Raw genomic sequence first — 14,692 nt, forward strand, 5'->3', positions numbered from 1 at the left:
TATCCCCTCCCCTCCTTCCCTGCTTGTCGACTAGAGCCTCGGATAGTATGCCAGATGAGCCGTGCATTATGAGAGAGCAAGTCATGGGCATTTTGTGAATTGAAATCATTGCGGCAGCAAGTCGTTTACGGCGTTGGCGGAGTTGGAGCTAAAGACCATGGTGAGCGAGTTGAAGGTGACCGTGTAGGCGCCGTAGTTGGTCGGGGCGCCCGCGTTGCGGGTGATGGTGACTGTCCAGCCCGTGGTGGGAGACCCGCCTACCACGGACGCGGCATTGCTGAAGTACTTGAAGTTGGGCACGCCGGTATCCATGATGTTGGCGTCGCTGCCGTAGGCTCCCTTGAACAGGCAGTACCGGTCCTGGGCCCGTCTCAGGGTTCCCACATAGGCCACCGCTTCGGCGACGCGGCCTTTTTCGACGACCTTGAAGTACTGCGGGACGCCGACCGCAGCGAGGATGCCGATGATGAGGACGACCACCAGCAACTCGATGAGCGTGAAGCCTCGGCTCTGTCTCTTGACTCTCATGGCCGCTTTCTCCCCAGACTACGTCTAGTAGTATTATGCGTTAAACAGATGAATTATGTACAACCGAAATGTGGGCGATTTGTGTGCAGGTCCGCGACCTCTCCATGGTCCGTTCGACCCAAGCGGCCAGGGGTCAAAAGGCGTGCTGGCCGTGGGCCATCCGACGCTGAAGAAGAGGCCGTTCCCATTGATAGAATCTCTCCATGCCGGGTCCCAACGCAGCCGGTCGTTTTTTCGCTGTCTTTTTGGGCTTGGCCCTGCTGTCTCCCCCGGCCGCCCGCGCAGCGGTAAGGACGCAGACCCCTGGCCGGGCCGCATCCGGCTTGCCGGCCGTGGCGGGCCTCTCCTTGGCTCCAAGATTGCGGGCGGACGCCGGGCCGGCAGCCCTCGGCGGAGGCTTGCGCCTGGACCTTTCGCCTGGCGTGGCCCTGCCGCAGCCCCCGGGCCTTTCGCTGCAGCCCGCCTCTGCCGGCATCCCCGTCCTGCCGACGCTCGCTGCGCCGGTTCTGTCCGCCGGCCTGCCGCAGCCCGCCCCCGTTGCCGGGCCCTCTCAAGACGCGAGCCTGCGCGCTGAATCGCCCTCCGAGCCGTCCGCCCGGCCGGAGTCTGGCCAGGGGCTCTTCACCCGCCTGGCCCGGCTTTTCGACGGGTCGCGGCCTGCGCAGGCCGCGGAGGAGTTCGCGGACTACCTCCAGAGCCCGCCGGAGGTCCCCTTGCCGGCCCCGCCCCGGATACCGGGCTGGGAGAGGCTCTCCGCCACCGGCGGGGATCGGGCGCCTGTCTCCTTCCACGCCGAAAAGAGCGAGACTTTGGGCGAAGGCCGTTCCATCCCCATCAGCAGGGACGATTCGGCTCCGGGGCCCTGGGAGAAGACGGACGCGGCCTCGGGGGCGCGCGTCTGGGAGCCGCCTACCGGCTCGCGGGACGCCACGGCCTTCGGCGACAGCCTCTACTGGATCGACCCGCATGGCAGGTTCGTGGTCTACTCTCTCGAGAAAAAGACCGCCGCGGCCTACACCTGCCACGAGGGCCCGGTGACGCGCTTCGCCGTGGCGGGGCCGAACCGGGTCTTCGTCGTGGTCGGCAACGACCTGCGACGCTGGGACCTCGATGCCCTCTACGCCCGCACCTATCCCGCCCTGGGCCAGAACGCCGAGTCCATCACCAGCATGGCGCTGGCCGAGGACTCCGGGGTCGGCGACGCCATGACCTTCCACCTTCCGGGCCGGCGGCTGAAGAGCTCGGGCGGCGGCATCATCGTGGAGACCGGGGCTTTCGAGGCCGAAGCCGCGGTCCCGGCGGGCCGGGGGCTCTTCTACCGTCATGAGCAGGACGGGACCCGCGTATGGAGGGACGCGGACTACGGGAGCATCCCGTTCCGCATCCTGGCCCTCGCCGCGGACCCAGCGCAAGACACCTTCTACGCCGCGGTGCCCGAAGGCCTGGTCGTGTGGGAGGTCCGCGGCGGCCGCTACCGCCTCGTCCCGGCGGCGGGCCTGGACGCCGAGGGAGTCAAGCCCACTCTGCACCTGGATGGCGACACGGTCTACCTCGGCGCGGGCTCGCGCGTGCTGCAATTCCAGCGTCAGGACCTGATGGGCCAGCGAGAGCCTCCCGACACGGTCCGGCTCTGGTCCGAGCGCAACCCCATGTTCGTCAAGGACGCGGCCCTGCATATCGGCGACCTGACCTTCCCCATCGCTGGCAGGCCCGCCCCGGCCCGGTCCTGGGCCGCCCGGGCCCGGGAGGCGCTGAGCCGGGTCCTGGGCCGTCCCGCCCCGCCGCGGGAGGTCCGGGACTTGGGCATCTCGGAAGATGACTGGCGCGCTCTCAACCTGCCTACCAACAAGCGTCTGATCTACGACACCCTGAAGGGGTTCACTTTAAACCAGCATGTCCTCTACATCGGCGAGACCGGAGGGGGCAAGACCTGGATCGCGACCATGCTGGCCAAGCTCACGGGCAACCAGCTGTGGATGGTGTCGATGAACGAGTACACGCGCAACAAAGACTTGATAGCGCGCGAGACCTTCGGCGAGGAGGGCAAGAACAAGACGGGCCTGACCATGTCCACGGTGCTGCGCTGGATGCAGGAGGGGGGCATCCTGCTCCTTGACGAGATGCACAAGCCCCTGGAGGGAATCGCGGTCCTCAACAACATCCTGCAGAACGGCGAGTACCGCCTGCCCGACGGCAGGGTCATCAAGTACGACAAGCGCAAGTCCTGGATCATCGGGACCATGAACCCGGTCAAGCCCCCTTACAAGGGCGAGCCTCCGTCGGGCGAGCTCTCCAGCCGCTTCGGCCTGACTTTGGACGTCAAGTACCTGCCGCCCGAGGAGGAGCGGGCCCTTCTGGGCCTATTCTACCCGGAGGTCCCGTCCGAGCTCATCTCCAGGCTGGTCGCGGCGGCCGGCCGCCTGCGCCGGCTCTACCCGGAGGTGCTCCCCCTGCCCATCGCGCCCCGGACCCTCATGTACATCGCCCAGCACCTCAGCCGCTATCCGTCCGAGGACCCCGCCGACGTGTTCCGCAAGACCTACAACCCCGCCTCCATCGTGGAGGACCCCGCCATCGCCGAGGCCATCGCCCAGGTCCTCGCCGAGCTCTTCCCGGCCGCGGCGCCCGGCTCCTAGCCGGGAAGCGAGATCCGGAAGGTGGTCCCTCGCCCGTTCTGGGGCAAGAGAGAGAGGCTGCCCCCGTGCGCCTCGACCAGGTTCTTCGCGATCGTGAGGCCCAGGCCGCTGCCGCTGCGCTTGCCGTGCGAGACGAAGGGTTCGAAGACGCGGCCGCGGATCGCGGCGGGGATCCCAGGGCCGTCGTCTTTGACCGTGATCTGGACGCGGCCTCGGTCCCGAGTCGCCTCGAGCCACACGGTGCCGCCCTTGGGGGCGAGGGCGTCTGCGGAGTTGCCGACCAGGTTCTGGAGGACCCGCAGCAGCCGCGTCCGGTCCGCCCGGACATCCCCCTGCACCGGGGCGATGTCCAGCGTCACATGGGAGTTCGCCAGGAACCCCTGGTTCAGGGCGCGGAACTCCTCGAAGAGGTCTCTCAGGGGCACGGGCTCGACCTTGAGGTCGGCCTGGCCTCGGGCGAAATCCAGCAACTCCTGCGCCATCCCGGCCATGCGCTCCGCCTGACACTGGATGATCTGGCAGCAGCGCTGGGTCTCCGCTTCCTTGTGCTCCTGCAGGATCACGGAGCCCGCCAGACGGATGCTGGTCAGCGGATTCTTGAAGTCGTGGATGATCGAGCCCGCCAGTTCCCCGATCAGATGGATCTTCTCCTTGCGCAGGGTTTCCACCACGAACTTCTCATCGATGGCTTGGAGATAATCGACGGCCCTGGCCGAGATGTCCCGCGTCACTTCCGGGGGCTCGCAGGCCAGGGCCTTCCGGAAATCCGCGCCGGGGATCTTGTAGATGAGCACGCGCCCCTTGGCGCGGGCCCCCGTGATCCGCGCTTTGCGGTACATGACCCCGATCTCTCCGAAGTAGTCCCCGGGCCCGACTGTGGCGAGCACCACGGCGCGGCCCCGCGCCGAACCCTTGACGAGCTGGACTTCCCCTGAGGCGACGAGGCAGATCGACTCGGGGACGGAGGACTCATCGAAGATGTCGGCGCCGTCGCCATAGGACCGTCTCCCGGCGGCGGCGGCCAGGCTGCGTCGGGAATCCGCGCTGAACCTGCGGAAGAAAAGGTTGTCCTCCAATTTTACCATAGCAGGGATAATGATACCAAAATGCCGCCCCGGCCCCTCACGCGAGGGGCTCGGGGCGTCCGTACGGGAAGCCGGGGCTGCCGCTACGGGACTATTGCAGCGTTCCCTGATGCTCCCACAGCCAGGTCTTCTCCTGGATCGAGAACTCCGCGAACTCCTTCTGCGCGGCGTCTGCGGCCGCCGCGGTCTTCTGCGCCGCGGCCAGCGCGGCCTCGCTCTGCGCCAGCTCGGCGCGCAGCGACTCGGCGTTGGGGTCGTTGGGCACGGTCAGCATCTGCTCGATGGCGTACTTGAGGTTGACCAACCGGGTCGACTCGGCGGATTGCTTGGCGCGGACTTCCGCCAGCGTCGGCACTCCCTGCTTCTGCAGATAGGGGACGCCGCTGGACGGGTCGTGCTCGACCCAGAGGCGGATGGCCTGCGCAACGGCCGCGTCCTGGTGCCCGTCGATGTCCTCCATGGTCATGCGGGTGCCCCCGAGCTCGAAGAAGGACTCGGCCATGCGGCTGGCCGCGATGTAGCGCTTCTCCGCGGACTCCGGGAAATCCTTGAGCATCAGCTCCGCCGTCTCCTTGGCCACGTACACGGCCAGGTACCGGTAGGACACGGGCTGGGCCAAAGCCGGGTCGAGGTACACCGCGGGGATGGCGCGCTCATCCGGCGCTCCGAGCCAGGCATGCGCGCTGCGGCCCCGGGCTTGGCCGCTGAACTCGACTACGGCCTGGTGCTCGCGCAGCCAGGTCACGAGTAGCTCTCCCGTGCCGGGAGCGTCGTTCATTGCCGTCAGCACGGACCCGATCAGGCGCTGCGGCTCGGGGGTCTCGGCGGCGCGCGCCTGCACGGCGGCGGCGAGCGTCTGGCCCGCGGACGCGGACTGGATGCGGATGCCCTGCAGCTGCGCGGCGAACTGCGCCTCGCTGAGCGGGGCCTGCGCCTGTGCGGACCCGCCCAAAGCGGCGAGCAGGGCCAGGATGGACAGCTTCTTCGTCATTGCGGCCTCCCGGGAGGACCGACCCCTCCCGCGAGGATTATAGCGGCGAGCGGCCGATGCGGCCCTGGGCCTTGAGGGCTCGCCCGCGGCGGCAAAAGGCCTAGACCCTCCCGGGTCCAGGCCGGGCCCGAACTAGCTGACCTTCACCCCGGCCAGCCTTTCCGCGAGCCGCGCCACGTAGCGGCCCTGGAACTTGGCCCCGTCCAGTTCGTTCGCGCTGGGGACGCGCTCTCCCTTGCCTCCCGCGATGGTGGACGCTCCGTAAGGCGAGCCTCCGGTCATCTCAGCGATGGTCATCTGCCCGTGGTAGGCGTACGGAAGCCCGGCGACCACCATGCCGTGGTGCAGGAGCGTGATGTGGAAAGAGAGGAGCGTGGATTCCTGTCCGCCGTGCTGGGTGGCGGAGCTGGTCAGGACGCTGCCGACCTTCCCCACCATGGAGCCTTTCAGCCAGAGCCCGCCGGTGGAGTCGAGGAACTGGCGCATCTGGCCGCACATGTTGCCGAAGCGCGTGGGCGTTCCGAAGATGACGGCGTCGGCCGCGGCCAGGTCCTCGACCGCGCAGACCGGCACCGCCTCCTGCTCTTTCTGCGCGGCCAGCGCGCCCATCTTCTCGAGCGCTTCCTTGGCCAGGGTCTCGGGGATGCGCTTGAGCGAGACCTCGGCGCCCGGGACTCCGCGGGCTCCTTCGGCCGCGGCCTGGGCCAGCTTGTAAACGTGCCCGTACATGGAATAATAAGCGACGAGGATCTTCATGATATTTCTCCTTTATGGTGGCATCGCTGCGTCGATGAGCTTTATGATGAGCCCGCCGTGGACCGTATTATATATCACTGCTTCGGCATCCCCGCACAATCGTATAATAATCCCCGGCCATGCCGCTCCCCCATGAGCAGTCCCCTCAGCCCGAGCCTCTGGCCAGGCCCCCGGCTCCCCGGCCCGGACCCGGCAAGGTCTACGAGATCCAGCCCCTGCCCTACACCATGTTCAAGCCCTGGGAACTCTTCGAGTTCTCAGGCCGCTGAAGTAGGAAGGCGGAGTACGAGACTCACACCTGAACAGCTCAATTCGATGCCGTCTGACTGGACCCCGCTCAAGAATTATCAGATATCCTTGTTCTGCGATCGGATCCACCATTGACAAGATGCGGCCTTGGCCGTACACTTCAATATATGCGGCGTGCTCCCCTCTTGGCATTAGGCCTGGCCCTCCTCGTTTCTCCCGCGCTGGTCGCCAAAGATAAAGAGAAGGGTAGTGTGCAGGAGGCGGGGGGCCCGGCTCTTTTGACCGGGAAAGCCAAGAGCGACGACGTGAAAGGCGACGGGTATAAGGCAAAGGGGGAGGATCCGGCCCAGTCCACCTTAGGCTCTCTCGACCTTAAAACGGGTCTATTCACCCCGGCCGCCGCTAATAAGAAGGGCAATTTCCCCAGCATGTTCGAGAACGCCATCGGGGGGGGGAGAAACCTGGGGAGCATCGACCAGCTGACGCACAGCTTTTCCCTTGCGGCCCAGTCGGCGGCCCAGCTCACCGGGCAGAGCGGCCAGTCGGGAGCGGCAGGGAATCGGTATTCCCCGGAGTCCAACATCCCGCCCGAGGTGAAGAGCCAGGCGTCGGCCTACGGCCAGGTCATCGAGACGCAGATCCCGCAGCTCTCCGGCCCCGCCAGCGTCAACGCCTCGGCGCAGGCCGGAGATTACTTCCTGTTCGCGGGCCGGCCTGAGGACGCGGCGCGCAACTACCGGCGCGCGCTGGCCGCGCAGCCGGACAACGTGGCCGCCTTGCAGGGTTTGGCGCAATCCTTGTACCAGCAGGGCCGCGTCGAAGAGGCGCGGGCCGAGGCCCAGAAGGTGCTGGCCGTGGACCCGGAGAACAAGGTCGCTGGGCTCATGGCCGGCCCGAGCGCCGGGGTCAAGAGCGCCCAGGGCGTGGCTGACAAGTTCAAGAGGCTGACCCAAGGCTTCTTGCACGGGCCGTCCGAAGAGGAGCCCCTGGGGGGCTCGGCCGGGGCGGCCGGGGCCATGCCGGGCGTTTCCCTGCCGGGTGCCACTGCCCCGGGCTCGCGGCTGACGCCTCAGCAAGTGGCGGACCAGGCCCAGGCCTGGGCTCCCGCGCGCGAGCCGACGCATTTCGCGCCTTTGGTCGAGAAGGCGCTCTCCAAGCGCGAGCTGGGCGACTACACGGGCGCCCTGCTCGCTCTGAGCCAGTCGCTGGATGCGGATCCCAACGACCCCTCGGCCTGGACGGTGCGCGCCGAGGTGGACAATCAGCTCAAGAACTATCCCGCGGCCGTGACCGACGCCGGCCGGGCGCTCGACCTCAAGCCCGGCGCCCTGCTGGCGGCCCGCGCCTTGCGCGCCCGGATCTACGCGGAATTGGAGTCAGGCCAGGTCCAGCAGGCGTTGGCGGATGCGGCCCGCGCCATAGAGCTCGACCCTCGCAACGGACTGGGATTCCTCTACCGGGCTATGGCCGAGGAACGGCTCGGCCTGGCCGACGCCTCGGCGCGCGACCTCCAGTCGGCGCTGAGCCTGGACCCCTCCCTGCGGCCCTTGGCCGAGGCCCTGGCGGGCAAGCTCGGCCTTTCCGCCACCGCTCCCCGAGCCGTCCGGCCGTCGTCCAAGCGGCTGGTGCGCGGAGGGATCATCGCCCTCTCGCTCCTGCTGGTCCTCGTGGGGCTCATGGGCACTCAGCGCGGCCGCGCTCTGACGCGCCGTCTGACCACGCGGCCGCGCGCCGCGGCCTCGGCCGAGGGCGCGCCGGCCGCGTCGGGGCCGGAGCTGCAGGAAGGGAGCCTCCTCGGCAACAACTACCGCATCGTCCGGGAGCTGGGCCGGGGCGGCATGGGCGTGGTCTACGAGGGCTTCGACCAGGCCCTGCAGCGCCGCGTGGCCATCAAGCGCCTGCAGAGCGGCGAGCAGACCTTGGCGGACGACCGCGAGCGTTTTCTGCGCGAGGCGCGTCTGGTGGCCCGGCTCAAGCATCCCCATGTGGCCGAGATCCACACGGTGCTCGACGATGGCGAGCTTTACCTCATCTTCGAGTACATCGAGGGACGGTCCCTGGACCAGGTCCTGGCCCTGGACCGGGCCCTGCCCATCGCGGCCGTGCGGCGCCTCGTGGGAGAGATGGCCTCGGCGCTCTCAGCCGCGCACGCGCAGGGCATCATCCACCGGGACCTCAAGCCCGGCAACGTGATGATCGGCGCAGACGGGGGTGCCAAGGTGATGGACTTCGGCATCGCGCACCAGTCGCGGGCCGCCGCCGCCCTGACGCAGACCATGGCGGCCGGCACGCCTCCCTACATGGCGCCGGAGCAGGGCCTGGGCAGCGTGTCCAAGGCCTCGGACCTCTACGCCTTGGCCGTGATGGCCTACGAGCTGCTCTGCGGGAGCCGGCCTTTCGCGGGGCCGGACTACCTGGACGCCAAGCTGCAGCGGCGCTATGAGCCGGTCACCTCGCGCTTGCAGTCCCTGCCGCCGGCGCTCGACGGGTTCTTCGCGCGCGCCCTGGACCCCGACCCCACCCGGCGCCATCGCGACGCCGCGGCTTTTGCCGCGGAATTCGCCTCGGCCTGCGCCGGGGCGGCCGCGGCCCGTCCGGCCTAGCCCGGCGCCGGCGCGGACGACTTCCTCCTGTCGCGCAGGAGGATACTGATGGCGGTCAGGATCGCATCGTCGCTGGCCAGGCGGTCCTGGATAGGCAGGCGGGCGAGCTCGGCTACGACCTTCTCGTCCTGATCGACGAGGAAACCCTTCAGGATGCGGTCGAGCGGATGGAGCACCTTTTCGGCTCTCGATCCAGGCAGGACCCCGGTCACGGCGAGGCTCCCGTCGGCCGAGTTGAACTGTCCCTCGACGCCCAAGGACACCCGCTCGCCCTCCAGGGTGTTTTTGATCTTGGCGTACTGTCTGTCGGTCCAGATGGCGCCCAACTCGGTTGTCTCCGGGTATGTTATCATAGCGGCTTCTAGGGGGGGCTGACCTGAAAAGACGGCTGCTGGTGTTGGCTGCGGGGGCGTTGGCCGCTGGTCTTCTTCTGGAAGCGGGGATGCGGCTGGTGCTCTGGACGACGTCCGCGGCGGCGCAATGGCGCAACCGGGCCCGTGCCGAGCGTCCGGGAACGTATCGCGTGCTGTGCCTGGGAGACTCCCTGACCGCGGGCAGCTATCCCCGGCCGTTGGAGGAGCTCCTTAACGCATATAGCCCCAGCCCCGGGTTCAGCGTCATCGACGAAGGCCGCGGCGCCACCAACAGCAGCTACGTGCTCTCCCACCTGCAGGAGAACCTCGACCGCTACCGGCCTGATATCGTGGTGGCCATGATCGGCAACAACGACCAGGGTGTGGCCTACCTGGATGCGGCGCCGGGCCATGAGTCCTTCCTGTTCCGGCACTCGCGCGCGGTCCGATTCATCTCTCTCGCCTGGATGGGCGCGGCCCGGCGCCGGCAGGAGGCGGCCTGTCAAGAGGTGCCCCGTCTGGACTGGCAAGTCCATCCTCAGGCGGGACGGGCGCCCCTGCCGCAATGGCTGAATCATCTGCGCCGGGGAAACCGCTTGGTCCAGGACGGCAGGGTCGCAGCCGCGGAGACCCTTTTGCGCGAGGCGGCCCGGCTGTCTCCGCATGAGGTGCGCACTTTGCTGGCTCTGGCGGCGGTCGAGTCGGTCCAAGGCCGCCCAGCGCAGGCCCGGCTCCTCATCGAACGGGCCCGGTCTCTGGCGTCCGAGGCCCCGGAGTCGTTGACGGCCTGGGGGCAGTACCATCTGCGGCGCCGGGACTGGGCCCTCGCCCAGGCCGCGTTCACCAAGGCGCTGGCCAAAGACCCAGCCGCGGTCGGCGCCCTAGAGGGGCTAGGCCAGGCCTGGACGCGGCAAGGCGAGGGCCTCCGGGCCGAGAAGCTGTTCCTGGGTTTGACGACACAACATCCGGACCGGCCGGATTACTGGTGGGTCTTGGGGAGTTTTTACCGCGGACAAGGCCGCGATGCTGAAGCTCAAGCGGCCTGGCGCCGCTGCCTGCGTCTCGACCCCGGCCAGGCGCGGGCTTTCATGGCCCTGGCTGACAGCTTCCTGATCGACCAACCGGCGGTGGCGGAGAGATTCTATCGGAAGCTGCTGGATGGCGGCGCGGAGAAGGCCTTCGTGCTCTGGAGGCTGGGACGGGCCTGCCTGGAACAACACAAGGACGATGAGGCCTGGGCGGTCTATCAACAGGCCCTGCGTCTGGAACCGGACACACCCGACGCTGACCTGGCCCTGGCGACCTATCACTTGCGCCGCAGGGAGGTCTCTGAGGCCGAGGCTTTCGCGCGGCGGGCCATAGCCTCCGCCCCGAAGGACCCCAGGGGCTATGACATCCTGGCCAACTTGCTGACGGGGCTGGGGCGGGGGCATTACCTCGCCGCAGAGCGCGCTTCCCGGCAGTTCGCCGCCGTAGACCCCGACAACGCCCAGGCGCATCTCTATCTGGGCCTGACGCTCAAGCTCCAGCATCGCCCGGCCGACGCGGAGTCCGAACTGCTCCGGGCAGCCGCGCTCAAGCCGAGGGATGTCCGCGCCGTGGCGGCCTTGGCCGCGCTCTATTCGGAGACTGGCCGGCCGGAGCGCTCCCGGGAATTCGCCGAGCGGCGCGACGCCTTGCTGATGCGGCAGTACAGCCCGGTGACCCGCGAGAACTACCGCGCCATCAAGGCCGCCCTGGACCGACGGAGGGCGACTTTGGTCAGCGTGCAGTACCCTATGCGCAGCGTGGCGCCGCTCAAACGCCTGCTGGCCGGGCAGGACGGGGTCATCTTCGTCGACAACCAGAGCTCGTTCGCGCAGGCCGTGGCCCGGGAAGGCTTCTCGGCCTACTTCAGCGACAACTTCGCCGGCGACTTCGGCCACGGCGCGCCCAAGGGGCACCGGCTCCTGGCCGAGAACATCGCCGCCGCCATCCTAGCCCATCTGCGCCGGTCCCGCTGAGTCCGCCCGACAATCAGGATGATTCCGGCGGCTTCCAAGGGGTGGTCTTGATCCGGCGCGGCTGCGTGAGGCTCTTTTGGATATCCCGGCTGTTGTTGCCGTCATCGATGGCGTTGCAGCGCAGGCAGCCATAGGCATGCTTGTAGATCGCGTGCATGGGACAGAGCTCGAACGACGCCGGCTTGGGCCAGTCGAGCTTGTCCGCGGGGGCGGCATGCGCGAGCGCGAACGACTGGACCATCGTCGAGAGTCGATCCAGAAAATCGGTCAGCCTTTCGTCATGGAGAAAGCGCTCTCGCGCGGCGGCTATCGTCTTCAGGAAGAAATCCCGGTCCGGCTCGAACGAATCATGGGACCAGGGCAGCTCGCTGAGATCGAAGCCGCACAGGCCCATGCCGTGCACGGTGTAGTCGTGGCCGGCGATCCAGCAGGCCAACTCCTTCTCGCGCTCCGTCGCCGCCAGCCGGGCCGCCGCCGCCGACCAGTCTTCCATGAGGATGCTGGTCAGCATGTTGTTGAGCCAGAGCGTCTCGATGTCGCGGCGCGCGTCGTAGCTGAAGGGATTCGACATGCTCAGCGTCCGCTCAAGGCCCATCCTGGGAGTCGAGTTTCTGCGCGACCGAGTCCTTGAGCTTGACCAAGGAGTCGCTCTTGAACTCGAACATCCCGCCCAGCCCCACCAGCGTCAGGCCGCCCACCGCCAGATAGGCCCAGCGCGGGATCGCGTAGAACATCTGGCGCGACTGCACCCCCGCGTTGACCAGCATCACCAGCAGGCTCAGCGTGGTCAAGGCTTTCTTCTTGCAGGTCATGCCCCAGAGCACCAAGGCCAGGCTCGCCATGCCCACGAAGACCCCATGCAGCTGCCAGGTCTCGTCCAGCGCCTGGGCGAAGGAGGGCAGATAGAGCACCAGCTGGCCCGCCACCAAGAGCGCGTCCTGCTGCTCGCGGCGCTGCTTGGTCTCGCCCTCGAGCAGGTGCCCGCAGACCAGCAAGAACAGCGCCGGCGGCACCGTGTAGGCCTCGGTCTGGGTCACGTGGGAGGCGGAGAGGAAGAACTCGTAGCCGCACAGCAGCAGCGCAGCCCCGCCCCACAGATGCTTCCCATCGTAGTGGACCAGGCTCACCACCAAGGCCAGCACGCCGTAGGCGCTGTAGAGCTGCCAGGCCGTGTCCGCGTCCGTCACCACCAGCAGCAAGCTCAGCGCCGAGAACACCGGCACCAAGGCGCGGAAGGGCTCCACCGAGGCCGTGGGCCGCACGGCGGAGACCAGCGTGCGCGCCGCCACCATCACGCAGTTGACCAGCAGCAGATGCAGGGCGTAGTCCGAGGCCTTGCCGTGCCCGGTCTTGTCGAACCAGAGCCAATGCAGGAGGTAGCCCCCGATGACCGCGCCCGCCACCAGGTCCATGCGCCCGACCCACAGGCCGGGCAGGAACGCCAGCAGGCAGACCGTGGCCGCGGGCAGGGCCGTGGCCGCCGGCGAGCTCAGGCTCCAGATGGCGACCAAGGCCGCGAAGACCTCGCCCCAGACCGCGAAGCAGCGCGAGGGCTTCTCCCAGTCGAGTATGTCCAGGACGTAGCAGGCGCCCAAAGCCGCGGCCACCACCCAGGAGACGGTCAGCGGGTCCACGCCGCCGCCGAGCTTCTCCAAGATGAAGACATAGGCCAAAGTGGCGCTGGCCAAGGCCGGGTAGAGGAACTCCGTCCTCTTCCTGGCCCAGCCTACGGCGGCGTAGGCCGCAGCGCCGAGCAGGGCTACGGTCAGGGCCGTGGTGAGCTGTTCCGGGGGCAGGCCGGAATGCGCGGTCTTCCCGGTGAGGATCGGCTCGGCCCAGCGGCCCGCGGTGACGGCCAAGGACAGCGACATCGTGCCCAGACCTACGGCGGTCAGGGGCGTGCCCAGCTGCTCCTGCCGCTTCTCCCCGCCCAGCAAAGCCGCGGCCAGCAGCACGTAGGCCGCGGCCGTGAACTCCAGAGCGCCCATGGTGAAGCTGTGTCCCCCGTTCTGCACCGCGGCGCCTAAGGCGGCCAGGAGCATCAGGCTCGATGCGTAGGTGTAGGCCGGGGCGCCGTACATGGCGCCCATGGACCCGTAGGCCAGGGCCGCCAGCATCAGCACCATCATCATGGAGGCGAAGCCGTCATGGACGTAGGAGGACCAGGCGGGCATCAGCATGGCGATGGAGAAGCCGGCCGCGGCCTGGCCGAGCACGAAATAGGGCTCGGCCAGCTTCTTGCGGCCCGCGCGCTCGAAGGTCCAGGCCCGCAGGGTCGAGAGCAGGCCGCAGGGGACCAGGAGCAGCCCGTAGCGGTAGGGGGGGACATGCTTGTGATGCAGGAGCACGGCCGCGCCTCCCATGAAGCACAGCCCGGCCGCGTAGGCGAAGAGCGGGTTGAAGAGCCGGGCCTGCACCGCGAAGGTGATGCCTAAGAGGACCAGCGTCAGGCCGGCGAGCAGATGTTGAGGCTGGTTCATGAAGAAGCCGTGCATGGCCAGGAGGGCTCCGGCGGCCAAAGCGCCGGTGTTGAGCCCCGCGGTGAGGCCTTTGCGCAGGCGCTCGTCCATCGGGACGGCGCAGGCCGCGGCCAGCAGGGCCAAAGCCGCGCAGGCCAGGGCCAAGGCCTGGGACTGGGGGTCCAACGCGCTGCTCAGGCAGGCCAGGTAGACCGCGCCGTGGCAGCCCACGGCCAGGATGATGCCCATGGACAGCGTGGGCACGCCGGCGGCGCTGGCCAAAGCGGCCAAGGCCATGCCCGCGCAGCCGAAGCCCCAGGCCGACGCGTAGGTCAAGGTCTTGCCCAGGATGAGGACGTCGGCCGCGAAGAAGACGAAGGGGACCAAGGCGACCCCCAGGTCCATCAAGGTTTCCGCGGTGCTGGGGGTCCTGCCCTTGCCGTGCAGGAGCCGGCCCCCGCCGTAGATTCCCGCGGTCATGAGCACCAGGAACAGGAACTTCATCTCGGGGGGGATGACCTCCCAGTAGGTGCGCACGAAGATGTAGGCCGAGAGCACGAAGAGCGTGGAGCCCGAGATGAGCAAGGTCTTGATGTCGCTCGAGATGCCGCCCGCGGCGTGCGGGGCCGCCTGCGGTATCGGAAGTTCCGCAGGTGCCGGCCGGACGGATATCCCTACGGCCGGCGGCGGCGGCAAAGCGGGGGCCGGCCCGGGCAGGCGCAAAGCGGCCCAGAGCTCGGCCGCGGTCTTGCTGTCGAGTCTTCCGCTCTTGAGGAGGTCTTCGAACTTCCGGCGGGCCCCGCCGGCTTGCGCCGGGGCCGCCGGGCTTTTGGCTCCCCGGAGTTGGTCCAAGAACCATCGCACCATGGTCCCGACCCCTACCACGCACACAGTGGTAAAGACGAGGTAGAACAGGATGTCATCTTTCATGGATGCCTCTCTCCGACGGGGTCAGACCCTCATAAACTTCACAAAGTATACACCCTTATTGCTCCTGGGGAAATATGGTAGGTTCTCTGCGGCCGGAGA

10 protein-coding genes and 1 pseudogene are annotated in these 14,692 nt (G+C 68.1%); 4 read left to right on the forward strand and 7 right to left on the reverse strand.

Going from position 1 to position 14,692, the window contains the following annotated elements:
- Positions 1 to 429: 429 nt before the first annotated feature.
- A pseudogene (locus NTY77_08310) lies at positions 430 to 528 on the reverse strand (prepilin-type N-terminal cleavage/methylation domain-containing protein).
- 203 nt (positions 529 to 731) lie between these two features.
- On the opposite strand from NTY77_08310, the gene NTY77_08315 reads away from it, so the two are divergent.
- Positions 732 to 3,164: an AAA family ATPase gene (locus NTY77_08315; GenBank protein MCX5795479.1), complete on the forward strand. Its 2,433-nt coding sequence runs from the start codon at positions 732 to 734 to the stop codon at positions 3,162 to 3,164.
- Here NTY77_08315 and NTY77_08320 read toward each other — a convergent pair.
- The 3 genes from NTY77_08320 to wrbA form a co-directional block, all read right to left on the reverse strand.
- On the reverse strand, positions 3,161 to 4,249 hold the full coding sequence (locus NTY77_08320) for an ATP-binding protein (protein MCX5795480.1): 1,089 nt from the start codon (positions 4,247 to 4,249) through the stop codon (positions 3,161 to 3,163). The genes NTY77_08315 and NTY77_08320 overlap by 4 nt on opposite strands.
- Before the next feature lie 91 nt (positions 4,250 to 4,340).
- Complete coding sequence (locus NTY77_08325; GenBank protein ID MCX5795481.1) at positions 4,341 to 5,240, reverse strand: hypothetical protein; 900 nt, start codon at positions 5,238 to 5,240, stop codon at positions 4,341 to 4,343.
- A 132-nt stretch (positions 5,241 to 5,372) separates the two neighbouring features.
- Positions 5,373 to 5,996 (reverse strand): NAD(P)H:quinone oxidoreductase, encoded by a 624-nt coding sequence (wrbA, locus tag NTY77_08330; GenBank protein ID MCX5795482.1) that lies wholly within the window; start codon positions 5,994 to 5,996, stop codon positions 5,373 to 5,375.
- 119 nt (positions 5,997 to 6,115) lie between these two features.
- Here wrbA and NTY77_08335 point away from each other — a divergent pair, with 119 nt between their 5' ends.
- Both NTY77_08335 and NTY77_08340 read left to right on the forward strand, forming a co-directional pair.
- A complete protein-coding gene (locus tag NTY77_08335) occupies positions 6,116 to 6,265 on the forward strand; it encodes a hypothetical protein (GenBank protein ID MCX5795483.1) in 150 nt (49 codons plus the stop codon).
- A gap of 408 nt (positions 6,266 to 6,673) precedes the next feature.
- The gene (locus tag NTY77_08340; protein ID MCX5795484.1) at positions 6,674 to 8,848 is read left to right on the forward strand and encodes a protein kinase; all 2,175 of its coding nucleotides are present in this window, start codon (positions 6,674 to 6,676) and stop codon (positions 8,846 to 8,848) included.
- Here NTY77_08340 and NTY77_08345 read toward each other — a convergent pair.
- Positions 8,845 to 9,201 (reverse strand): hypothetical protein, encoded by a 357-nt coding sequence (locus tag NTY77_08345; GenBank protein ID MCX5795485.1) that lies wholly within the window; start codon positions 9,199 to 9,201, stop codon positions 8,845 to 8,847. The two genes, NTY77_08340 and NTY77_08345, sit on opposite strands and share 4 nt — an antisense overlap.
- Positions 9,202 to 9,290: 89 nt before the next feature.
- On the opposite strand from NTY77_08345, the gene NTY77_08350 reads away from it, so the two are divergent.
- Positions 9,291 to 11,204 (forward strand): tetratricopeptide repeat protein, encoded by a 1,914-nt coding sequence (locus tag NTY77_08350; protein ID MCX5795486.1) that lies wholly within the window; start codon positions 9,291 to 9,293, stop codon positions 11,202 to 11,204.
- 13 nt (positions 11,205 to 11,217) lie between these two features.
- Here the strand turns inward: NTY77_08350 and NTY77_08355 are convergent, their stop codons facing one another.
- Together NTY77_08355 and NTY77_08360 are read right to left on the reverse strand one after the other, a co-directional pair.
- Positions 11,218 to 11,775: a hypothetical protein gene (locus NTY77_08355; GenBank protein MCX5795487.1), complete on the reverse strand. Its 558-nt coding sequence runs from the start codon at positions 11,773 to 11,775 to the stop codon at positions 11,218 to 11,220.
- Positions 11,776 to 11,788: 13 nt separating this feature from the next.
- Entirely contained in the window at positions 11,789 to 14,593 is a 2,805-nt protein-coding gene (locus NTY77_08360; GenBank protein MCX5795488.1) for a hypothetical protein, read from the reverse strand.
- Positions 14,594 to 14,692 lie beyond the last annotated feature (99 nt).

Source organism: Elusimicrobiota bacterium (assembly GCA_026388095.1).
Lineage (GTDB): Bacteria > Elusimicrobiota > Elusimicrobia > UBA1565 > UBA9628 > UBA9628.